General features: G+C 75.2%; 21 protein-coding genes. 9 read left to right on the plus strand and 12 right to left on the minus strand.

Features of this window, described 5'->3' with window-relative positions:
• Positions 1 to 51 precede the first annotated feature (51 nt).
• Positions 52 to 561, minus strand: coding sequence for a CAP domain-containing protein (locus tag FKM96_RS17675; protein WP_147796347.1), 510 nt, complete (start codon positions 559 to 561; stop codon positions 52 to 54).
• A 297-nt stretch (positions 562 to 858) separates the two neighbouring features.
• On the opposite strand from FKM96_RS17675, the gene FKM96_RS20855 reads away from it, so the two are divergent.
• On the plus strand, positions 859 to 1,086 hold the full coding sequence (locus FKM96_RS20855) for a hypothetical protein (RefSeq protein ID WP_168217032.1): 228 nt from the start codon (positions 859 to 861) through the stop codon (positions 1,084 to 1,086).
• A gap of 15 nt (positions 1,087 to 1,101) precedes the next feature.
• On the opposite strand, the gene FKM96_RS17680 is transcribed toward FKM96_RS20855, so the two are convergent.
• Positions 1,102 to 1,380: a hypothetical protein gene (locus tag FKM96_RS17680; RefSeq protein WP_147796348.1), complete on the minus strand. Its 279-nt coding sequence runs from the start codon at positions 1,378 to 1,380 to the stop codon at positions 1,102 to 1,104.
• 81 nt (positions 1,381 to 1,461) lie between these two features.
• Here FKM96_RS17680 and FKM96_RS17685 point away from each other — a divergent pair, with 81 nt between their 5' ends.
• Positions 1,462 to 1,989, plus strand: a complete 528-nt coding sequence (locus tag FKM96_RS17685) for a GNAT family N-acetyltransferase (protein WP_210417298.1) — start codon at positions 1,462 to 1,464, stop codon at positions 1,987 to 1,989.
• Between the two features lie 113 nt (positions 1,990 to 2,102).
• Complete coding sequence (locus FKM96_RS17690) at positions 2,103 to 2,423, plus strand: hypothetical protein (protein ID WP_147796349.1); 321 nt, start codon at positions 2,103 to 2,105, stop codon at positions 2,421 to 2,423.
• A 74-nt stretch (positions 2,424 to 2,497) separates the two neighbouring features.
• Here FKM96_RS17690 and FKM96_RS17695 read toward each other — a convergent pair whose 3' ends face one another.
• The 4 genes from FKM96_RS17695 to map form a co-directional block, all read right to left on the minus strand.
• The gene (locus FKM96_RS17695; RefSeq protein WP_147796350.1) at positions 2,498 to 2,671 is read right to left on the minus strand and encodes a CsbD family protein; all 174 of its coding nucleotides are present in this window, start codon (positions 2,669 to 2,671) and stop codon (positions 2,498 to 2,500) included.
• A gap of 103 nt (positions 2,672 to 2,774) precedes the next feature.
• Positions 2,775 to 3,200, minus strand: coding sequence for a VOC family protein (locus FKM96_RS17700; protein WP_147796351.1), 426 nt, complete (start codon positions 3,198 to 3,200; stop codon positions 2,775 to 2,777).
• Between the two features lie 93 nt (positions 3,201 to 3,293).
• On the minus strand, positions 3,294 to 4,091 hold the full coding sequence (ppgK, locus tag FKM96_RS17705) for a polyphosphate--glucose phosphotransferase (RefSeq protein ID WP_147796352.1): 798 nt from the start codon (positions 4,089 to 4,091) through the stop codon (positions 3,294 to 3,296).
• Positions 4,088 to 4,960 carry a type I methionyl aminopeptidase gene (gene map / locus FKM96_RS17710; RefSeq protein ID WP_210417299.1) on the minus strand — a complete coding sequence of 291 codons (873 nt, stop codon included), beginning with the start codon at positions 4,958 to 4,960 and terminating at the stop codon, positions 4,088 to 4,090. Before map ends, ppgK begins: the two co-directional genes overlap by 4 nt.
• A 33-nt stretch (positions 4,961 to 4,993) precedes the next feature.
• On the opposite strand from map, the gene FKM96_RS17715 reads away from it, so the two are divergent.
• Positions 4,994 to 5,203: an SPOR domain-containing protein gene (locus FKM96_RS17715; RefSeq protein ID WP_371300446.1), complete on the plus strand. Its 210-nt coding sequence runs from the start codon at positions 4,994 to 4,996 to the stop codon at positions 5,201 to 5,203.
• A 49-nt stretch (positions 5,204 to 5,252) separates the two neighbouring features.
• On the opposite strand, the gene FKM96_RS17720 is transcribed toward FKM96_RS17715, so the two are convergent.
• From FKM96_RS17720 to FKM96_RS17735, 4 genes are all read right to left on the minus strand, one after another.
• Positions 5,253 to 6,032, minus strand: coding sequence for a M15 family metallopeptidase (locus FKM96_RS17720; RefSeq protein ID WP_147796354.1), 780 nt, complete (start codon positions 6,030 to 6,032; stop codon positions 5,253 to 5,255).
• A gap of 128 nt (positions 6,033 to 6,160) precedes the next feature.
• Positions 6,161 to 7,579 carry an endonuclease/exonuclease/phosphatase family protein gene (locus FKM96_RS21715; RefSeq protein WP_246855052.1) on the minus strand — a complete coding sequence of 473 codons (1,419 nt, stop codon included), beginning with the start codon at positions 7,577 to 7,579 and terminating at the stop codon, positions 6,161 to 6,163.
• 107 nt (positions 7,580 to 7,686) lie between these two features.
• Positions 7,687 to 8,529 carry a 3-methyl-2-oxobutanoate hydroxymethyltransferase gene (gene panB, locus FKM96_RS17730; RefSeq protein WP_147796356.1) on the minus strand — a complete coding sequence of 281 codons (843 nt, stop codon included), beginning with the start codon at positions 8,527 to 8,529 and terminating at the stop codon, positions 7,687 to 7,689.
• Entirely contained in the window at positions 8,529 to 10,265 is a 1,737-nt protein-coding gene (locus FKM96_RS17735; protein ID WP_147796357.1) for an NAD+ synthase, read from the minus strand. Before FKM96_RS17735 ends, panB begins: the two co-directional genes overlap by 1 nt.
• Before the next feature lie 95 nt (positions 10,266 to 10,360).
• On the opposite strand from FKM96_RS17735, the gene FKM96_RS17740 reads away from it, so the two are divergent.
• Together FKM96_RS17740 and FKM96_RS17745 are read left to right on the plus strand one after the other, a co-directional pair.
• On the plus strand, positions 10,361 to 11,698 hold the full coding sequence (locus FKM96_RS17740; protein WP_147796358.1) for a glutamine synthetase family protein: 1,338 nt from the start codon (positions 10,361 to 10,363) through the stop codon (positions 11,696 to 11,698).
• A gap of 112 nt (positions 11,699 to 11,810) precedes the next feature.
• Positions 11,811 to 14,939: a bifunctional [glutamine synthetase] adenylyltransferase/[glutamine synthetase]-adenylyl-L-tyrosine phosphorylase gene (locus FKM96_RS17745; RefSeq protein ID WP_147796359.1), complete on the plus strand. Its 3,129-nt coding sequence runs from the start codon at positions 11,811 to 11,813 to the stop codon at positions 14,937 to 14,939.
• 138 nt (positions 14,940 to 15,077) lie between these two features.
• Here FKM96_RS17745 and FKM96_RS17750 read toward each other — a convergent pair whose 3' ends face one another.
• Positions 15,078 to 15,263: a hypothetical protein gene (locus FKM96_RS17750; RefSeq protein ID WP_147796360.1), complete on the minus strand. Its 186-nt coding sequence runs from the start codon at positions 15,261 to 15,263 to the stop codon at positions 15,078 to 15,080.
• Between the two features lie 52 nt (positions 15,264 to 15,315).
• Positions 15,316 to 16,533: an AI-2E family transporter gene (locus FKM96_RS17755; protein WP_147796361.1), complete on the minus strand. Its 1,218-nt coding sequence runs from the start codon at positions 16,531 to 16,533 to the stop codon at positions 15,316 to 15,318.
• A 141-nt stretch (positions 16,534 to 16,674) separates the two neighbouring features.
• Here FKM96_RS17755 and FKM96_RS17760 point away from each other — a divergent pair, with 141 nt between their 5' ends.
• From FKM96_RS17760 to FKM96_RS17770, 3 genes are all read left to right on the plus strand, one after another.
• The gene (locus FKM96_RS17760) at positions 16,675 to 17,754 is read left to right on the plus strand and encodes a family 43 glycosylhydrolase (RefSeq protein WP_147796362.1); all 1,080 of its coding nucleotides are present in this window, start codon (positions 16,675 to 16,677) and stop codon (positions 17,752 to 17,754) included.
• Entirely contained in the window at positions 17,751 to 19,088 is a 1,338-nt protein-coding gene (locus tag FKM96_RS17765) for an oligosaccharide MFS transporter (RefSeq protein ID WP_147796363.1), read from the plus strand. Before FKM96_RS17760 ends, FKM96_RS17765 begins: the two co-directional genes overlap by 4 nt.
• 128 nt (positions 19,089 to 19,216) lie before the next feature.
• Positions 19,217 to 21,805: a SpoIIE family protein phosphatase gene (locus tag FKM96_RS17770; RefSeq protein WP_210417300.1), complete on the plus strand. Its 2,589-nt coding sequence runs from the start codon at positions 19,217 to 19,219 to the stop codon at positions 21,803 to 21,805.
• The last annotated feature ends 52 nt before the right edge of the window (positions 21,806 to 21,857 follow it).

Genomic DNA, 21,857 nt, shown 5'->3' on the forward strand with positions numbered 1-21,857 from the left:
CCGGTCCGAGGGCCGGGAGCCATGCGTCGTTGGGGGTCCGTCTCGTCGGGATCAGTACCCGCCGAACACCTGGACCCCGTAGTACAGCCCGTCGTGCTCGACGACGCCGATGCCGATCTGGTCGAACGCCGGGTTCACCATGTTGGCGCGGTGCGGCGGCGAGTTCTGCCACTGCGTGTAGAGCGCGACCGGGTTGTAGGAGTTCATCGCGATGTTCTCCCCGGCCGTGCGCCAGCCCGCCGGGATCTGCCGGAAGAAGTCCGGGTTGTGCTGGAACTGGCCGGTCGTGGCCATGTGCTCGGCCCAGGCGGCCGCGACGGCGTCGATCTGGGCGTTGCGCACGAGCGCCGGCTTGCCCTCGGTCGCGCGCAGGGCGTTCGTCCGGTCGAGGATCGCCTGCTCGGCGGCCTCGACGTCCGCGGCCGCGAGCGGCACGACCGCCGCGGCGGTGGTCGTCGTGGTGCCGGCGGTGGCGGGTGCGTCGGCGGCCAGCGCGGGGGCGGTGCTGCCGAGCAGCAGGCCGGCCGTGACGGTGCTGGTGATCCACAGGCGCTGGGTCATGGGACTCCTCCTGGACTCCTCGTGAGGTGCGTCGATCAGGGGTGCTCCGATCGCCTCGACCGTAAGCACGGACGGCCGGGGGAGTCGCGCCGGGACGCGGCGCCGACCTCCGTGCCGAGGCTGTCGGCGCAGGTGGCCGCCCGGTCCGAGGCGACCGTGAAAGTCCGTGCACGGTGCCTGACGCAACATGGCCTATGTCGCGATTGGCCCGGTATGCGCCGTTCGCGCTCCCGGCCGCCGCGCGTGCGCGACCCCGCTCGTATCCTGGGGGGGACCAGACCGGCGAGGGGGCCCGTCATGACGGACGCACGCTTCAGGATGACCCGGCTCGCGGCCGACGAGGCCGCCGACAGCCGCAGCCTCACCGAGCTCGCGGAGCGGCTCACCCACGACCCCAGCGCGCACTACGTGGGCGCGGTGCCGGCCGAGGTGGGCGCCGTCGCGCAGGGCGTCGTGTCGTGGGGCGCCCGCCCGGGCGCGCCGCGCGAGCACCACGCGGCGGTCAAGGTCGAGCGCCTGGCCTGACGGCCGTCCACGCGGCTACGCGCACGCGCGCCGGCGCACGTCCGACGCGGGCACCCACACCGCGCCCGTCATCACCCGCAGGTCGACGATCCGCACCCGCACCAGCGTCGCGGTCCACTCGACCGCGACGGTGTCCAGCGGCTCGACGCCGGACTCCCACCGGAGGGTCACGGTGACCGGGATCGGGCGGTCGACGTCGTGGTGCACGCCGGGCGGGACCGGCCGCGCGTTCAGCAGCGGGACGGCGGCGCGCAGCCGGGACAGGCCGCCCGGGACGGTCTGCGCGAGGTTCACCACCGCAGTGTGCGCCGTCGCCCTCGCCGACGCGCGGGTGGTCGTGGGTGATGTCACCCACCGCCCGCGCGCGGGGTGAGAATGGCCGGCGTGCAGCCCGCCCTGACCCTCCGCCCGATGACCGCGGAGCACGCCGAGGGGGTGCTCGCGGTGTTCGCGGAGGGGATCGCGACCGGGCACGCGACGTTCGAGAGCGCGGCGCCGGCCTGGGCGGAGTTCGACGCCTCCCACCTGCCGGAGCACCGCTTCGTCGCGCTGGACGCCGCCCCCAGCGCACCCGCCGGCCCCGTCCTCGGCTGGGTCGCCGCCTCCCCGGTGTCCCGTCGCGCGGTGTACGCGGGCGTGGTCGAGGCGTCGCTGTACGTCGGGGCCGCCGCCCGCGGCCGCGGGGTCGGGCGTGCGCTCATGGACGCCCTGCTCGCGTCGGCGGAGGTCGGCGGGGTGTGGACCGTGCAGTCGACGGTGTTCCCCGAGAACGCCGGCAGCCTGGCGCTGCACGCCGCGGCGGGGTTCCGGGTGGTGGGCCGGCGGGAGCGGATCGCCCGGATGACGCACGGACCGCTGGCCGGGGAGTGGCGCGACGTCGTGCTGCTGGAGCGCCGTCTCTGACACCCGGACCGCAGGGTCGCCAGGGACGAAGGTCCTGGTCAAACGGCGCGCGAGGCCCCAGGCTGGCCCCGGGGCTGGGGACGACGGCCCCGCGCACGACGCAGGGGGCTCGGATGACACGTCGACGCCTGCCCCGGATCGCCGCGCTCAGCGGCCCGGAGGCCGCGCTCGCGCGGCACGTCGACGTGCACTCGCCCGTGCCCGCGGGCACGGACGCGCTGACCTGGACCCTGACGCTGCTGGACGGCGGCGGCATCCCCCTCGCCGAGAGCCGCACCACGTCGCCGGACTTCCCGCTGCCGCTCGCCGACATCGCGCAGGTGCACCTCGACGTCGTCGGGCTCGTGCGTGCGGGGGAGTGGGAGCCCGTCAGCACCCGCGCCGGCGGGGCTCGGTTCCGGGCGGCCGTCCGGCCCACGCCGCCGCCCGCGTAGCGACGCCCCTCCCCGCGCAGCAGCGCGCCCCGCCCCGGGTGCCCGGGACGGGGCGCGCGAGCCGATGGAGCGGCTCAGTGCTTGAACGCGTCCTTGACCTTCTCGCCGGCGCCCTTGAGGTCCGCCTTCGACTGGTCGGCGCGGCCCTCGGCCTCGAGGCCCTCGTCGTCCGAGGCGCGCCCGGTGGCCTCCTTGGCCTTGCCGGCAGCCTTCTCAGCCGCGTTGGCGATCTTGTCGTCGAGTCCCATACGTCCTCCTTCTCCGGACCGGTACGTCGTGCTCCCGACGCTAAGCCCGGCCGCGCACCGCCGCATCCGGAACGACCCGATCGGCGGAGGGCGAACCCCCAGGTCAGGGTGCGGCGGCCTCCGCCGACCCGGCTGCCTCCGCGGCGAGCAGCGCCGCGAGCTCGGACGGCGTCGAGCGCAGCAGGCAGAACTCGTTGCCCTCCGGGTCGGCGAGCACGTGCCAGGTGGCGTCCGGGCCCTGACCGATGTCGACCTGCACCGCGCCGAGCGCGAGCAGCCGCTCGAGCTCGGTGGCCTGGTCGGATCCGTCCGGCGGCCGCACATCGACGTGCAGCCGGTTCTTCACGCGCTTGGCGTCCGGCACCCGCAGGAACAGCCAGGGCGACGCGGAGACCCCGGGCGGCGGCTCCAGGTCGACCTCGTCGTCGTCCTCCTCGACGACGCGCCAGCCCAGCACGTCGGCCCACCAGCGGGCGAGCGACGAGGGGTGGTGCGAGTCGATGCACAGCTGCGCCACGGCGAGTCCCATGGCGCGACGGTAGGTCGCCGCGGGCCGCCGCACCAGACCCCCCGGGCGCGGATCGGGCCCGGCGCGCGGCGGACCGCGTGCCGGGCCCGGTCGTCAGTCGCCCTTGACCCCCGCGACGGGGGTGCCGGCCCGGGCGGCGAGCGCGGCGGCGCCGACGATGCCGGCCGCGTTCCGCAGCTGCGCCGGCACGATCGGCGCGCGCAGGTGCAGCAGCGGGAGGAACTTCTCGTGGTGCTTGGACACGCCGCCGCCGACGACGATGAGGTCCGGCCAGAACAGGTCCTCGATGACGCCGAAGTACCGCTGGAGCCGCTCGGCCCACTGCGGGAAGTCGAGGTCCTCGCGCTCGCGCGCGGAGTCGGCGGCGCGCGACTCGGCGTCGTGGCCGTCGATCTCGAGGTGCCCCAGCTCGAGGTTCGGCACCAGGACGCCGTCGGCGACGATCGCGGTCCCGATGCCGGTGCCGAGCGTGCAGATGAACGTGACGCCGGAGGTCGAGCGCGCGGCGCCGTACAGGGTCTCGGCGTAGCCGGCGGCGTCGGCGTCGTTGACCGCGAGGACCGGCCGGCCGAGCGCGTCGCCGAGGACGTGCTCGATGTTGGTGCCGATCCAGGAGCCGTCGACGTTCGCGGCGGACCGGGCGACACCGTGCTGGACGACCGCCGGGAACGTCACGCCGATGGCGGCGTCCTCGGGCAGGTCGAACCGCTCGACCAGCTCGACGACCGTCTCCGCGACCGCGGCGGGGGTGGCCGGCTGGGGGGTGGGGATGCGGACGCGGTCGGCGGCGAACTCGCCCGTGGCCAGGTCGACCGGCGCGCCCTTGATGCCGGACCCGCCGATGTCGATGCCGAACGCCGTCTGCTCGTTCTTGCCGTGGTGGTTGCTCATGGGAGTGTGAGGATCTCCGCTCCGGTGTCGGTGACCAGCAGGGTGTGCTCGAACTGCGCGCTGCGGCGCAGGTCCGCGGTGACCACGGTCCACCCGTCGTCCCACGTCGTCCAGTCGGCGGTGCCCAGGTTGAGCATCGGCTCGATCGTGAACACCATCCCGGGCTCGATGACCCGGTCGTACATCGGGGCCGCGTCGTAGTGCGGGATGACGAGCCCGGTGTGGAACGCCTCGCCGACGCCGTGGCCGGTGTAGTCGCGCACGACGCCGTAGCCGAACCGCGCGGCGTACTTCTCGATGACCCGCCCGATGACGTTGACCTCGCGGCCGGGGCGCACCGCCTTGATCGCGCGCGCCAGCGCCTCCTCGGTCCGTTCCACGAGCAGCCGGGACTCCTCGTCCACGTCGCCGCACAGGAACGTCGCGTTGTTGTCGCCGTGCACGCCGTCGACGTAGGCGGTGATGTCGAGGTTCACGATGTCGCCGTCCTCGAGGACGGTGGAGTCGGGGATGCCGTGGCAGATGACCTCGTTCACCGAGGTGCAGACCGACTTCGGGAAGCCGCGGTAGCCGAGCGTCGACGGGTACGCGTGGTGGTCGAGCAGGAACTCGTGGCCGATGCGGTCGAGCTCGTCGGTGGTGACCCCGGGCGCGACGTGCCGGCCGACCTCCTGCAGCGCCTGCGCGGCGATCCGCGCGGACACCCGGATGCGCTCGACGACCTCGGGGGCGACGACGTCGCTGCCGGTGTACGGGGTCGGCGCGGGCCGGTCGACGTACTCGGGGCGGGGGATCGAGGCGGGGACCGGTCGCCGGGGGCTCACGGTGCCCGGGACCAGCGCCGGCCTCGGCGCGTGCACGGACGTCATGCCTGGCAGTCTACGAAGAAGCGGTCGTGCCGGGTGAGCCGGACGGCCCAGGACGAGGAGGACGGACCCGTGGCCGACGAGTTCTACTACAACACCGAGACCGGGCAGGTCGAGCAGGGCAAGCAGTCGACGTGGTCGCACCTGATGGGCCCCTACCCGACGCGCGAGGCGGCGCAGCACGCGCTGGAGAAGGCCCGGTCCCGCACCGAGGCGTGGGACGAGGAGGACCGCCGGGACGGCTGAGCCGCGGCCCCGGGCGACCCTGCCCCGGACCTGGCCGGACCCGGGGCGGTCAGCCCGCCGGCGCCTCGCCGCGCAGGCGGGCGGCCACCTCGGCGACGACCTCGGGGGAGCCGACGATCTCGAAGTGCATCTCGTCGCGCCGGCCGTCGAAGTCGCCGCCCCACGCGACCGCCGGGTGCACCTCCGCGAGGATCGCGCGGATCGCCGCGACCTGGTCGTCGTCGAACGTGTCCTGGGCGCCGAGCGGGTGCTCGGTCGCGTTGAGGTCGATCGACGTGCCCGAGGCGTGGTTCGACAGCCCGTCGCCGGCCTCGTCCTCCTCGCCGCGCACCGTGCGGTAGCCCCAGCCCCACGAGCTCGCGGGGTCGACCGGCTCGACCTCGGCGTCGAACCTCGCGGCCACGTGCTCGAGCACGAACCGGACGTCCCCGCCGCGGAGCCGGCCGGTGACCCACGGGGAGATCTCGAGCTGGGGGTCGGCGCCGTCGTCGAACGCGGGCCAGCAGTTCTGCGAGGTCGTCGCGTCGGGCACGCACGAGGCGTCGACGACGGCGACCGGCACCGGGTCCGGCTCGGCGGCGGGCTCCGGTCCGCCCAGGAGCCGGACGACGGCGACGACGAGGGTCACGACGAGGGCGATCACCACGGCCGCCGCGACCCCGAGGACCACCACGCCGCGCCGGGTCAGGCGCAGCCGGGGCTGCCGGGCCGGCGGGCGCGGGCCGCGCGGGGCCGACGACCCGGGTGCCGACGAGCGCGGGGCGGAGGACCCCGCAGGGGACATGGAGCGCGCCGCGGCCGGCTGCTGGACGGCGGAGTCGCGGCGCATGCGACGAGCGTAGGGGGCCCGGGGGCCGACCGGGTGCAGCACGCGCGACGCGAGACGGTGCGGGACGACGCTGCGCGGCGGGGGAGCGATCGGAGCGCGCCGGGGGACCGACGGCGCGGGCGGCGTGATCAGCGGCGGGCGAGGTGCGCGACGACGGGCCGGTGGTCGCTCGCGCCGACGCGGTCCAGCACGCCGAACGCCGTCACCCGCCAGGCCCGCCCGTCGACGAGCACGTGGTCGATCGGCGCCGCCAGCACGCGGGGCACGTCCGCGGGCCACGTCCCCAGGCCGGCCGCACCGACCTCGGCGGCCGCGTCGACGCACGGGCCCAGGTCGTCCAGGCCGGGGTGGTCGAGGGTCGCGTTGAGGTCGCCCGCGACGATCGCGCCGGGGGTGCTCCGGCAGACCTCGGCGATCCCGACCGCGTGCGCGCGCCAGTCCGGCATCGACGACTCCGCGGAGGGCGCGCGGGTGTGGGCAGCGACCACGACGTCGGGCGCGGGCGGGGTCGTCCGGGCCGAGCCCGTGTCCACCGGGTACGCGGTGTCGCCCGGGGAGGCGGGGGTGTGTTCTGCGGGGGTGTCCACCGGGTACGCGGTGTCGCCCGGGGAGGCGGGGGTGTGTTCTGCGGGGGTGTCCACCGGGTACGCGGTGTCGTCCGGGGAAGCGGGGGTTCGTTCTGCGCGGGTGTCCACCGGGTACGCGGTGTCGCCCGGGGAGGCGGGGGTTTGTTCTGCGTGGGCGTCCACCGGGTACGCGGTGGGTGCGGTGTGCGCGCCGTCGGAAGGGACGTCGCCTCGGCGGGGGTGCGCGGTGTACGCGTTGTCGGAATGGACGTCGCCTCGGCCTGGGTACGCGGTGTACGCGTTGTCGGAAGGGACGTCGCTCCTCGCGGGGTACGCGGTGGACGCACCGCCGGCGCGCACCGCCGCGAAGGTGCCGAGCTCGGTGGCGGGCAGGCCCGCGGACGTCTGCGTGTAGCCGCCCAGGCTGTCCCGGACCAGGAGGGCGACGCCCTCGACCCGGGTGCTCTCCGAGTCCGCGGCGAGGGCGGTGGTCGGGCGGCCGGCGTCGGTCAGCGCGCGGGCCACGGCGCGGGCGGTCGAGGCGGACGTCTCGGCCAGGACGACCAGGTCGGCGTCCTGCTGCTCGACCAGGGCGGTCAGGTCGTCGGCCTCGACGACCCCGAAGGTGTTGAACGACAGCACGACCAGATCGCCGTCGGCGGCCGGCCCCGCGCCCGAGCCGTCGACGCCGCGACCGACGACCACGGCCGCCTGCGCGGCGGCGCCCAGCACCAGGACGCCTGCCAGGGCCAGGGGCAGCCGCCAACCGGGCCGGCGCACCCCCGCGCGCCCGGCGACCTGCCGCCAGCCCGCGACGGCCCCCACCAGCAGCACGGCCCCGCCGACCAGCAGGCACGCGACGAGCCCGCGCAGCGCGACGAGCTGGGCGACGGGGGTCCGGTCCGCCAGACCGAGCCGGTCGGGGGCGAGCAGCACGACGACGGCCGCGGCCGCGAGCAGCAGGACCCCGGCCGCGAGCACCGCGCGGACGGCCGAGCCCCGCCGGAGGCGGCCGCGCGGGCCACCGCCGGCCGGGCCACCGCCCGGACGGCCGCCGTCGGGGCCGCCCGCGGTCGCGCCCGACCCGGTCAGCTGAGGAACGAGTGCTCGGCGTCGGGCCACTGCCCGCCGCGCACCTCGGCGGCGTACGCCCGGGCGGCCTCGCCCAGCAGCTGGCCGACCGGGGCGAACGCCTTGGCGAACCGCGGCGACCACTCGCCCATGCCGGCCATGTCGGTCCAGACGAGCACCTGGCCGTCGCACTCGGCGCCCGCGCCGATGCCGATCGTCGGGATGCGCAGGATCTCGGTGACGCGCGCGGCGACCGGCGCCGGCACCATCTCGAGGACGACCGCGACCGCGCCGGCCTCCTGCACGGCCAGGGCGTCCTCGGCGAGCCGCTCGGCCGCCTCGTCGCCGCGGCCCTGCACCCGGTGTCCGCCGAGCGTGTTCTCCGACTGCGGGGTGAAGCCCAGGTGCCCGACGACGGGGATGCCGGCGTCCGTGAGGGCGCGGATCTGCGGGGCCACCCGCACGCCGCCCTCGAACTTCACGGCGTGCGCGCCGGCCTCCTTGAGGTACCGCGCGGCGGTCGCGAGGGCCTGCGCCGGGCCGGCCTCGTAGGAGCCGAACGGCAGGTCCGCGACGACGAGCGCCCGGCGGGCCGCCCGCACGACGGCGCGGGTCGGCGGGATCATCTCGTCGACCGTCACCGGGATCGGCGAGGCGTGGCCGAGCATGGTGTTGCCGATCGAGTCGCCGACGAGCAGCAGGTCGATCCCCGCGTCGTCGAAGATGCGCGCCGTCGCGAAGTCGTAGGCGGTGAGCATCGTGAGCCGCTCGCCGCGGGCCTTCGCCTCGGCGAGGTGGTGCACGCGGACGCGCCGCGGCGCGGGTGCGGGGGTGGCTGCCGGGGTCGGCTGCTCGGACATCAGTGCTGCTCCACGGTGTCGGTGGTCGTGCCGGTCGCGCGCGCTGTGGTCCCCGCCGAGGCGGCGGTGTCCACGGGCTCGCGCCAGCGCGTGGTGATCGGCAGCCTACGGTCCCGGCCGAACGCCAGGGCCGTGACCTTGGGGCCGAGCGGGTACTGCCGGCGCTTCCACTCGGCGCGGTCGACGAGCTGCAGCACCCGGTCGACGATCTCCGGGTCGAAGCCGCGGGCCAGCAGCTCGGCGCGGCCCTCGGCGTGCTCGACGTAGGCGTCCAGCACCTGGTCCAGCAGGTCGTACGGGGGCAGCGAGTCCTGGTCGACCTGGCCCGGACGGAGCTCCGCCGACGGCGGCTTGGTGATCGAGTTCTCCGGGATCGGCGGGAGGTCGCCGGCGTCGAGGGCGTGGTTGTTCCGCCAGCGCGCGAGCGCCCACACCCGGGACTTGTCGACGTCCTTGAGCGGGGCGTACCCGCCGACGGCGTCGCCGTAGATCGTCGAGTAGCCGACCGCGAGCTCGGTCTTGTTGCCGGTCGCGAGCACCAGGTGGCCCTCCGCGTTGGACAGCGCCATGAGGATCACGCCGCGCACGCGCGCCTGCAGGTTCTCCGCGGCGACGCCGTCGAGCGCCATCTCGCCCTCGAACGCGTCGACCATGGGCTTGATCGCCTGCACCCGGTAGTCGGCGCCGACCCGCTTCGCCAGGTCGGCCGCGTCGTCCTTGGAGTGGTCCGACGACCAGCGCGACGGCATCGAGACGCCGACGACCTTGTCGCCGCCGATCGCGTCCGCCGCGATCGCGGCCACCAGCGCGGAGTCGATGCCGCCGGACATGCCGAGCACGACGGACCGGAAGCCGTTCTTCCGGACGTAGCCGGCCAGGCCGGTGACGAGCGCGCGGTAGATCTCCTCGTCCGGGTCGAGCGGCTGGGCGGTCGTCCCGCGCTCGAGGGCCGCCCCGCGGGCCGGCAGGTCCCAGACCAGCAGGTGCTCGACGAACTGCGGCGCCGACGCCAGAAGCGTGCCGTCCGGGCCGATGACGAACGAGCCGCCGTCGAACACCAGGTCGTCCTGGCCGCCGACCATGTTCACGTAGGCCAGCGGCGCGGCGACCTCGGCGGCGCGGCGCGCGGCCAGGTCGGTGCGGATGTGCCCCTTGCCCTCCTCGAACGGCGAGCCGTTGATGACGAGCAGCAGGTCGATGTCGTCGTCGGACAGCTCGGCGACCGGGCCGTCCTGCCAGATGTCCTCGCAGATGAGCAGGCCGATGCGGCGCCCGGCCACCTCGACCACCGTCGGCTCGCCGCCGGGCGTGAAGATGCGGAACTCGTCGAAGACGCCGTAGTTCGGCAGGTGGTGCTTGTCGTACCGCTGGTGCACCGAGCCGCGCTGGAGCACGACCGCCTGGTTCGTGGGGCGCGCCGGGGCGTCCTCGTGCTCGCGCTGCGTCCGCTCGCCGACGGTGCCGACGACCACGGTCAGGTCACCCAGGCCGGCGTCGTCCAGCGCCCGCGCCAGGTCGGCGAGCGCGCGCTCGGCGCCGCGGCGGAACGAGGCGCGCAGCGCCAGGTCCTCGATCGGGTAGCCGGTGATCGTCATCTCGGGGAACGCGACCACGTCGGCGCCGGCCTCGGCGGCCTTCCGGGCCCACGTGAGGACGGCGTCGGCGTTGCCGGCGAGGTCGCCCACGCAGGTGTCGATCTGGGCGAGGGCGACGCGGAGTCCGGTCTGGTCAGGCATACCGGTGAGCCTATTCCGGCCGGGAGGGGCCCGGCGCGACGAGGCCCGGCGCGTGCGTCACCTCGCGGACACACGGATCAGGCAGGATGTCCCCCATGGACAGGCAGCAGGAGTTCGTCCTCCGCACCGTGGAGGAGCGCGACATCCGTTTCATCCGGCTCTGGTTCACCGACGTGCTGGGGACGCTGAAGTCCGTCGCCGTCGCGCCGGCCGAGCTCGAGGCGGCCTTCTCGGAGGGCATCGGGTTCGACGGCTCCTCGATCGAGGGCCTGACCCGGGTCTACGAGGCGGACATGATCGCCAAGCCCGATCCGACGACGTTCCAGGTGCTGCCCTGGCGCGGGGAGCGGCACGGCACCGCGCGCATGTTCTGCGACATCCTCACCCCCGAGGGCGAGCCGTCGCTGGCGGACAGCCGCAACGTGCTCAAGCGCGCGCTGGCCCGGGCGAGCGAGAAGGGCTTCACCTTCTACACGCACCCCGAGGTCGAGTTCTACCTGTTCGACGCCCCGGCCGACCCGACGCAGCCGCTGGTCCCCGTCGACCAGGGCGGCTACTTCGACCACGTGCCGCGCGGCACCGCCCACGACTTCCGGCGCGCCGCGATCACGATGCTGGAGTCCATGGGCATCTCGGTGGAGTTCTCCCACCACGAGGCCGGCCCGGGCCAGAACGAGATCGACCTGCGGTACGCCGACGCCCTGACCACCGCGGACAACATCATGACGTTCCGCACCGTGGTCAAGGAGGTCGCGCTGGAGCAGGGCGTGTTCGCGTCCTTCATGCCGAAGCCGCTGGCCGACCAGCCGGGCTCCGGCATGCACACCCACCTGTCGCTGTTCGAGGGCGACCGGAACGCCTTCCACGAGCCGGGCGGCCACCTGGAGCTGTCGAAGACGGCGCGGTCGTTCATCGCGGGCCTGCTCAAGCACGCCGCCGAGATCACCGCGGTGACCAACCAGTTCACCAACTCGTACAAGCGGCTGTGGGGCGGCGCCGAGGCGCCGTCGTACATCTGCTGGGGCCACAACAACCGGTCCGCGCTGGTCCGGGTGCCGATGTACAAGCCGGGCAAGTCCAACTCGGCGCGCATCGAGTACCGCGCGGTCGACTCGGCCACCAACCCGTACCTGGCGTTCGCGGTGCTGCTGGCCGCGGGCCTCAAGGGCGTCGAGGAGGGCTACGAGCTGCCCGAGGGCGCCGACGACGACGTGTGGGAGCTGACCGACGCCGAGCGCCGCGCGCTGGGCATCGAGCCGCTGCCGGCCACGCTGGAGAACGCGATCGCCGTCATGGAGCGGTCCGAGCTGGTCGCCGAGACGCTGGGCGAGCACGTGTTCGACTTCGTGCTGAAGAACAAGAAGCGCGAGTGGGAGGAGTACCGCTCGCAGGTCACGCCCTACGAGCTGCGCCGCTTCCTCCCGATGCTCTGACCCGGGTGCTGGTCTCGCCGAGTGGGCAGTCGATGTCCCTTCCCGGGTCCGGGAGGCGACATCGACTGCCCGCTCGGCGGTCCGGGGGTGTGGCGGTCGGTAGCGTGAGGGCGTGAGCAGCACGTCGGTCGGTCGGGGCAGCACGCTCGCGGGTCGGCTGACCCGCGCGGGGTTCGCGGACGTCGCGCGCGCGGAGCGGCTGCTGGCCGACGCCGCGCTGCTGCGGCTGGTGGGCGGCGAGGGTGCCGTCCCGGACGAGGACGCGCCGCGCGCCGCACCCAGCCCCGACGGCCTCCCCGCTGCCGCGCCGCTCGCGTCCGAGGCGCTCGTCCCCGCGCTCGCCGAGTCCGCCGACCCCGACCAGGCGCTGCTGTCGCTCGCGAAGATCGCCGGCGCCGTGGAGCCCGACGCCGCGCGCCGCGACCGGCTCGCCGCCGCGCTCGCGGAGGACGGCCCGGCGCGGGACCGGCTGCTCGCCGTCGTGGGCGCGTCGGTCGCGCTGGGCGACGACCTCAGCGCGCACCCCGAGCACCTGGACGTGGTCCTGGACGACGCCCCGGGTACGGGCGTGCCGGTCGGCGAGGTGCGCGGGGAGCTGCTGACGGCCGTCGGCGCGGACCCCGGTGCCGCGGTCCCCGTGGCGGGCGTGACCGGGCCCGACGGCGTCGACGCCATGCGCCGCGCGTACCGGCGCCGGCTGCTGCGGATCGCCGCCACCGACCTCACGTCCGGCGAGCCGCTGACCCGGCTGCCGGGCGTCGCCGCCGCGCTCGCCGACCTGGCCGCCGCGGCGCTGGAGGCCTCGCTGGCCCTGGCCCGCGCCGAGCTCGACGACCACGGCGCCTCGGTGCGGCTCGCCGTCATCGGCATGGGCAAGACCGGCGGCCGCGAGCTCAACTACGTCAGCGACGTGGACGTGGTCTACGTCGCCGAGCCGGTCGAGGGCGCCGACGAGGCGGAGGCGCTGGCCGCCGGGACCCGGCTCGCGACCGCGCTGGCCCGGGCGTGCGCCGCGCCGTCCGGCGAGCCGGCGCTGTGGCCGGTCGACGCCGCGCTGCGCCCGGAGGGCAAGGACGGCCCGCTGGTCCGCACGCTCGACTCGCACCGGTCGTACTACGAGCGCTGGGCGAAGACCTGGGAGTTCCAGGCGCTGCTCAAGGCCCGGCCGCTCGCCGGCGACCCGGGGCTCGGCCGCGCGTACGTCGAGGCGACCAACCCGATGGTGTGGCAGGCGGTCCGCCGGGAGAACTTCGTCTCCGACTCCCAGGCCATGCGCCGCCGGGTCGAGCGGAACGTGCCCGCCGCGGAGGCGGACCGGCAGATCAAGCTCGGGGTCGGCGGCCTGCGCGACGTGGAGTTCACGGTCCAGCTGCTGCAGCTCGTGCACGGCCGCGCCGACCCGGAGATCCGCAGCGGCAACACGCTGACCGCCCTGGCCGCGCTGTCGGCCGCCGGGTACGTCGGGCGCGAGCACGCCGGGCAGCTCGCGGTCTGCTACCGGTTCCTGCGGGCGATCGAGCACCGGATCCAGCTGCACCGGCTGCGCCGCACCCACCTCATGCCGACCGCCGAGGCCGACCTGCGCCGGCTCGCCCGGTCCCTCGGGATGCGCGCCGAGGGCGCCGAGGGGCTGCTGGAGCGCTGGCGGCAGGTGCGGCGCGAGGTCCGCGACCTGCACGAGGCGCTGTTCTACCGGCCGCTGCTGCCGGCGACCGCGCAGCTGTCCACCGAGGAGGTCAGCCTCGCGCCCGAGGCCGCGCGGGAGCGGCTCGCGGCGGTCGGCTACCGCGATCCGGCCGGCGCCGTCCGGCACATCGCGGCGCTGACCGAGGGCGTCACCCGGCGGTCGGCGATCCAGCGGCAGCTGCTGCCGGTGATGATCGGCTGGTTCGCGGACGGGCCCGACCCCGACGGCGGGCTGCTGGCGTTCCGCCGGCTGTCCGAGACGCTCGGCGGCACGCACTGGTACCTCAAGATGCTCCGGGACTCCGGCACCGCCGCCGAGCGGCTGGCCCGCGCGCTGTCGACGTCCCGGTACGTCGCCGACGCGCTGGCCCGGTCGCCCGAGTCGGTGGCGTGGTTGGACGACGACGCCGAGCTGGAGCCGCGCAGCCAGGACCGGCTCGCCGCCGAGGCGGACGCGATCCTCACCCGGGCCACCGAGCCCGTGCCGGCGGCGACCGCCCTGCGCGCCCTGCGACGCCGGGAGCTCGCGCGCACCGCCGTCGCCGACGTGCTCGGGGTGGTGACCGGCACCCGGGCGTCCCGCAGCCTCACCGCGACCGCCGACGTGCTGCTGGCCGGCGCGCTGCGGGTGGCGGCGTGGGAGGAGCGCGCGGCCCGCGGGCTCGACGCCGACCCGACGGCGCTGCTGGTCGTGGCGATGGGGCGGCTGGGCGGACGCGAGATGGGCTACACGTCGGACGCCGACGTGCTGTTCGTGCACGACCCGGTGCGCGGGGCGGACGGCGGGGTCGACGGCGTGCTGGCCCAGGAGTTCGCCACCGGTGTCGCCACCCGGCTGCGCGCGCTGCTCGGCGCGGTCGGCCCGGAGCCCGCCCTGGAGGTGGACGCCGACCTGCGCCCGGAGGGCCGCAACGGCCCGCTGGTGCGCTCGTTCGACGCGTACGCCGAGTACTACGCCCGCTGGTCCCTGGTCTGGGAGAGCCAGGCGCTGCTCCGGGCCAGGCCGGTGGCGGGCGACGCGGCACTGGGGGAGCGGTTCGTCGCGCTGGCGGACCCCCTGCGGTACCCCGCGGGCGGGCTGGACGCCGCGGGCGTGCGCGAGGTCCGGCGGATCAAGGCCCGGGTGGAGTCCGAGCGGCTGCCGCGCGGCGTCGACCCGACGCGGCACCTCAAGCTCGGGCGCGGCGGGATCGCGGACGTCGAGTGGACCGCGCAGCTGCTGCAGCTCCGGCACGCGCACGAGGTGCCCGGCCTGCGCACGACGTCGACGCTCGACGCGCTGGCCGCGGCCCGGGAGGCGGGGCTGGTGTCCGAGGACGACGCGGCGGTGCTGGCCGAGGCGTGGGACCTGGCGTCGCGGCTCCGGGACGCGCTGGTGCTGTGGACCGGCCGGACCGGCGACACGGCCGACGTCCTGCCGCACGACCGCCAGGTGCTGACCGGGCTGGCCGCGGTGCTCGGGTACCCGTCCGGCTCGGGCCAGGACCTGGAGGACGCGTGGCTGCGGGCCTCCCGCCGCTCCCGCCAGGCGGTCGAGGACGTCTTCTACGCCTGAGGGCGAGCGAGCCCACTTGCCCGGCCCGCCCCCGACAGGGGAGGTCGTGGCCGCTCCGACACTGGAAGGTTGTGACGGACACGCCGACGGCGTGTCCGTCACAACCTTCCAGTGTCGGAGAGCGAGCGCGGGAGCGGTTCAGTCCGGGGGGTCGAGCGGGTCCGGGCTCGCCGTCAGCGCGCCGTCCTCGAGGTTCTCCTCGAGGTCCTGGGCCACGTCGTCGCCGCGGTCCACACCGCCGAGGTCCCGCTCGGGCTCGGCGTCCGGCGCGTCGGGGTCCTCGCCGGGGGTGTCCGGGATCCAGTCGTCGGTCGAGTCGGTCACGCGTCCTCCTCGGGTCGGGTCCGGCGCCCTCGCGGCGCCGGTGCGCCCGACGCTAGGCCGGGTCGCCGGGGGACGCGACCGGGGGACGCAGCTCGCCCTCGCCGGGGACGTCGGCGTCCGCGCGGTCCCCCTCCTTGCGCCGGCCGACGTTCTCGTCCTGGAGCAGCGAGGGGTCGACGAGCTCGTGCCGGCGGAGGTAGGTCGACAGCACGGCCTGGATGGTCGCCACGACGGGCAGCGCGAGGAACGCCCCCAGCGCCCCGAACACGGCCCCGGCGGCGATCACCGAGAGGAACGCGACCGCCGGGTTCAGCGCGAGCGACCGCTGGGACACCTTCGGCGTGAGCACCAGGTTCTCGATCTGCTGGTACCCGATGATGAACGCGAGGACCGCCAGGGCCCGCAGGGGCGACACGGTCAGCGCGACGAGCACCGGCAGCGCGCCACCGATGTAGGTGCCGACGGTCGGGATGAACTGCGAGACCAGGCCGGTGAACACGGCGAGCGGCAGCGCGTACGGGATCTGGATCAGCGCGAGGAACGCCCAGGTCGCCACGGTGGAGATGGCGGCGAGCACGAGCCGGGAGTTGATGAACCCGGCGACCTTGTCCTGCGACACCTCCCAGAGCCGCAGCACCTCGCGCTGCCGGTGCGGGGCGAGGTAGCGGCAGACGGCCGCGCGGAACTTCGGGCCGGCGCTGGCCATGTAGTAGACGACCAGCAGCACGGCGGTGGCGGTGAAGAGCCCGCCCGCGATCGAGGTGCCGACGCCGATGACGCCGGGCGCGATGCTGCCGACGTAGTCGCCTGCGTTGCTGAGCAGCTCGTCGGTGCGGGGCAGCTCGATGTCGAACCTGTCGGCGGCCATCGACCGAAGGTCCGCGTAGTAGCCGGGGATCGACTGCACGAGGTCGACGAGCTGGTTGACGAACAGCCCGCCCAGCAGGCCGAGCACCGCGATGCCGAGCACCAGCGCGCCGATCATCGTGATGCCGGTGGCGAGCGGGCGCTTCACGCCGCGCCGGCCGAGCCAGAGGATCATCGGCTCCATCGCCAGGGCCACGAACCACGAGATCACGATGATCGTGATGACGTTGCCGAGCATCGAGGCGGCGCGCCAGATGAGGATGCCGGCGAACGCGGCGGCCACGGCCATCGCGAGCGCGCGGGGGAGCCACCGCGGCGGGATCCGCGAGTCGCGGGCGCCCGGGGTGAACCGGGCGCCGCCGGCGGCGGGCGCCGGGCGCGGGGCGGGGTCGGGCGCGGGCATGCGGGGCTCCGGGTGGTCGGCGGACGGTGCGCCGGACAGGCTACCGGCGGGCGGTGCCCGGGTCCGGGACGCGCCGGGACCAGCGTCCCGGCCGCCGGTTGGACAGCGGGGCGTAGCCTGTGTGAGCGTTAACATACAACGATGGAGAAGTCCGCCGGGAACGAGCCCGGCGCTCTCGACGAGGAGACGACAGTGACGGACGTCGGCGCCGGCGTGGGCGTGAACCCGATCGTGCTGCAGCGGGCGGACCCGTGCGTGCTGCGGCACGAGGGCCAGTACTACTTCACGGGGTCGCACCCGCTGTACGACCGGATCGTGCTGCGGCGCGCGGAGCGGCTGGAGGACCTCCAGGCGGCCGAGGAGGTGACGATCTGGACCCGGCACGCGTCCGGTCCGCAGTCGCACCTGATCTGGGCGCCGGAGATCCACCGGGTCGCCGGCGCCTGGTACGTGTACTACGCCGCGGCGCCGGACGACCACGGCACGGTCGACGTGCCCGGGACGGCGGAGACGTTCAACCACCGGGTGTACGTGCTGGAGAACACCGCGGCCGACCCGTTCGAGGGCGAGTGGGTCGAGCGCGGTCAGGTCGACACCGGGTGGGAGTCCTTCGCCCTCGACGCCACGTCCGCGGTGATCGACGGCCGGCAGTACCTGATCTGGGCGCAGCAGGCGTTCGACGTGCGCGGGCACTCCAACCTGTACATCGCCCCGATGGCGAACCCCTGGACCCTGGCCGGGCCGGCCGTGGAGCTGTCCCGCCCGGAGTTCGACTGGGAGGTCAGGGGGTTCTGGGTCAACGAGGGCCCCTCGGTCCTGGTCCGCAGCGGCCGGGTGTTCCTCACGTACTCGGGCGCCGCGACCGGCATCGACTACGCCATGGGCGTGCTGACCGCCGACCTCGGGTCGGACCTGCTGGACCCGGCGTCGTGGACCAAGAGCGAGACCCCGGTGTTCGTCTCGGACCCCGCCGCGGGCCAGTACGGGCCGGGGCACAACTCGTTCACCGAGCTCGCGGACGGCACGCCGGTGCTGGTCTACCACGCCCGCACCTACACCGAGATCGTCGGCGACCCGCTGCAGGACCCCAACCGGCACGCCCGCGCCCAGGTCCTGCCGTTCGACGCCGACGGCAACCCGCTGTGGGGCACCCCCGTGCCCGACACCCGCCCCACCCCGACCTCGACCGAGGTCCTCAGCCCCGCCGCAGACCCGCAGTGACCACCAGCACCACCCCCGCCGCCGAGCAGCGCCCGAGCGCCCTGGAGTCGCTGAAGCGCGGCGTGTTCTGGAACTACGGCGGGCTGTTCTTCTTCTACTTCGCCATCTGGCAGCTCGCGTTCACGTTCCTGCCGCTGTGGCTGGCGCGCGAGGGCATGGGCACCGGCGCCATCGGCGTCGTCAGCACCGTCTCCGCGATCACGGCGCTCGCCCTCCAGCCCGTCTACGGGTTCCTGCAGGACCGGCTCGGCTTCAAGAAGTACCTGTTCGCGTTCGTCGTCCTGTGCGCGGCGTTCATGGGCCCGTTCTTCGTGTTCGTGTTCCAGCCGCTGATCGGCGTGAACGAGTACCTGGCCGCTGTCGTCGGGGGCGTGTTTCTCAGCCTGTGCCTGAACTCGGGCGTCGGCGTCGTGGAGGCGTTCAGCGAGCGGGCCAGCCGCGCCAACGGCTACGAGTACGGCCACGCCCGGCTGTTCGGCTCGCTCGCGGGCGGCACCGCGGCGCTGGTCGGCGGGTTCATCTGGGCCGCGAACCCGGACAGCATCTGGTGGGCCGGCTCGGTGTCGGCGATCGTGCTGGGCACGCTGCTGTTCGTCGCGCGGGTGCCGCGGGGCGACGGGGCGGCCGCGGCCGCCGGCGCCGAGGCGGACGCGGGGTCGGGCGGCACCAAGGTCTCGAAGGAGACCGTGCTCGCGCTGCTCCGCGACCGGAACTTCCTGGGCTTCGTCGTGCTGATGTTCGGCACCGCCGCGCTGTACGACGTGTTCGACCAGCAGTTCCCGAACTACTTCGCCACGTTCGTCGCCAGCGGCGACCCCGAGGTGCTGTTCTCCCGGGTCGTGGCGGTGCAGATCTTCGCCGAGGCGGCGTTCATGGTCGCCGCGCCGTTCATCGTGAACAAGATCGGCGCGCGGAAGGGCCTCATGGTGTTCGCGGCGATCCTGCTCGTGCGCGTCCTGGGCTCCGCGTTCTTCACGCACGAGTGGCTGCTGATCGCCTGGCGCCTGCTGGCCGCGATCGAGATGCCGTTCCTGCTGGTGTCGGTGATGAAGTACATCACCCGGATGTTCGACGTCCGGATCTCCGCTACGGCCTACATGCTGGGCTTCAACTTCGCCAAGCAGATCGGCATCGCGATCTTCGCGTCGGTGTTCGGCGCCTCGTACGCGGCGATCGGCTTCGCGCACTCGTACCTGATCATGGCGGGCGTGATCCTCGCCGTGACGCTGGTGGCGCGGTTCCTCATGGCCGACGACCGGGACCGCGTCGCGCCGGGGGAGCCGACCGACCGGGCGGACGGCGGCGCGCCGACGCACGTGCTCGCGTCGTCCTGAGCCGGCCGACGGGGGCGGTGCGTCGGCGACGGCGCGCCGCCCCCGTCGCCGTGCCGGGCGCCGATCGCGCCTGCGGCACCACCCGGCTCGCCTATGCTGCAGCCAGGCCGCGACAGATGGAGGGACCTGTGCCCGACCATCCCGAGGGGAGCCCGGCGGAGCCGTCGTCGCGGGCCGCCGTGCAGCGGCTGCTGGCGTCGGTCGGCAACCCCGCCCTGGAGCGCCTCGCCCAGCTCGCCTCCCGCCTGCTCGCCGCCCCGTCGTCGCAGGTCTCGCTGCTCGCCGACGTGCCGACGGCCGACGACGGCACGCCCGCCCCGCCGGAGGCCGGACCCGTCGTCGGCGCGACCGGCCTGCGGAGCCCGCTGCAGGACCAGGTGTGCGCGGTGACCGCCTCGCTCGGCGAGCCGCTGGTGGTCGCGGACGCGCGCGCCGACGACCGGCTGCGCGACCTGGACGTCGTCGCCGACGGCCGGGTGCGCGCGTACCTGGGCGTCCCGCTGGTCGGCAAGGACGGCCAAGTCGTCGGCGCGCTGTGCGTGTACGACGCCCAGGTGCGGGCGTGGTCGACGGACGACGTCCTGGTGCTCACCGACCTGGCCGCCTCGGCCGTCGCGGAGCTCGAGCTGTCGGCGCTCGCCGTCGAGTACGAGGCCGACCGGGTGCGCTGGCAGCTCGCGGTGACCGCGGGCGAGGTCGGCAGCTTCGACTGGGACCTCGTCACCGGTGCGCTCGCCTGGGACGACGAGCTGCACGCCATCTTCGGCCTGGAGCCGGGCACGTTCGGCGGCACTATCGAGGCGTTCGACGCCTGCCTGCACCCCGACGACCGGGCGCGGGTCGCGGCGGCGCTGCAGGACGCGATCGAGCGCGTCGCGCAGTACACGGCCGAGTACCGGGTCGTGCACCCCTCGGGCGCCGTCCGGTGGGTCAAGGCGAAGGGCATGGCGCTGCCCGGTCCGGACGGCACCGCGGTCCGCGTGCTCGGCGCGGCGTACGACACGACCACCGAGCGCGAGGCCGACGCCCGGATCGCGCGGGTGCTCGAGACGATGCAGACCGCCTTCTTCCTGCTGGACGACGCGTGGCGGTTCTCCTACGTCAACGCGGAGGCGGAGCGCGTGCTGGGCCGCACCCGCGGCGAGCTGCTCGGCGGCGTCATCTGGGACCTGTTCCCGCTGTCGGTCGGCTCGGCGTTCGAGGAGCACTACCGCGGCGCGGTCGAGTCCGGGGCCGCGCGGTCGTTCGAGGCGTACTACCCGCCGCCGCTCGACGGCTGGTACGAGGTGCGGGCGCACCCGGGCCCCGACGGGCTGTCGGTGTACTTCCACGACATCACCGAGCGCCGCCGGCTCGAGGAGCGGTGGACCGCCGCGCTCGCCGAGGCCGACGCGGCGACCAGCCGGCTCGCGCTGCTCGCGACGGTCAGCGAGGACCTGAGCGCGACCCTGGACACCGAGTACGCGGTCGGACGGCTCGCGCGGCACGTGGTGCGGCACTTCGGCTCCTGGGCGCTCGTGACGCTGTGGGACGAGGGCCGGCATCTGCGGGACATCGCGGGCTACCACGCGGATCCCGCGCGCCGGCGGGCGGTGGCGCGCTACACCCAGCTCCGGCTCGCCTCGCTGTCGCCGACGTCGTTCCTGCACCGCGCGCTGCGCTCGGGCGAGCCCGTCGTGATCCCGGACGCGACGGCGGCCGTGCTGCCGCTGCTCACCGGCGAGGCGCGGGAGGTGTTCGCCGCCCTGGCGCCGCGCACCGGGTACGCCCTGCCGATGCGCGCGCGGGGCCGCACGGTCGGCGCGATCTCGCTGTTCCTCGACGACGGGCACCCCGACCTCGCCGACGAGGACCTCGCGCTGCTGGTGCAGGTCGCCGACCGGGCGGGGCTCGCGCTCGACAACGCCCGGCTGTACGAGGGCCAGCGCCGGATGGCCGAGACCCTGCAGCGCGCGCTGCTGTCCGCGCCCGCCCAGCCCGACGACCTGGAGGTCGCCGTCCGGTACGTGCCGGCCGCCCGCGCCGCCCAGGTCGGCGGCGACTGGTACGACGCCTTCCTGCAGCCGCAGGGGTCGACGGTCGTGGTGATCGGCGACGTCATGGGGCACGACCGGCACGCGGCGGCCGTGATGAGCCAGGTCCGCACGCTGCTGCGCGGCATCGCGGCGACCACCGGCGGGACCCCGGCCGAGGTGCTGCGGGCGCTCGACCAGGCGCTGGACACGCTCCACGTGGACGCGATGGCGACCGCGGTCGTGGGGCGCCTGGAGCAGACCCCCGAGGAGCGCGCCGCGGGGACGACCCGGTTCCGGTGGACCAACGCGGGCCACCTGCCCCCGCTGCTGGTGGCGCCGGACGGCACGGTGCGCGAGCTGCGGGCGCCCCGGCCCGAGCTGGTGCTCGGGGTGTCGCCCGACAACGCCCGCACGGACTCGGTGGTGGAGCTCCCGCGCGGCTCGACCGTGCTGCTCTACACCGACGGCCTGGTGGAGCGGCGCGGGGCGCACCTGCAGGAGGGGATCGACGCCCTCGCGGAGCTCGTCGCGGAGCTGGCGCCCGAGGCGCAGGCCCGGGCCACCGGCGCGGCGACGCTGGACGCCGGGTTCCTGGCGGACGCGGTGCTCGCGCGCGGCGCGGCGGGGGACGCCCCCGACGACGACATCGCGCTGCTGGTCGTGCACCTGGGGCTGCAGGACGGCGCCGGCACGAACGGGTGAGCATGCACGCGCGCGAACGGGTGAATCGGGCGTAGCATCCCGGGCAAATGCC

It is taken from the genome of Cellulomonas sp. Y8 (assembly GCF_008033115.1).
GTDB lineage: Bacteria > Actinomycetota > Actinomycetes > Actinomycetales > Cellulomonadaceae > Cellulomonas.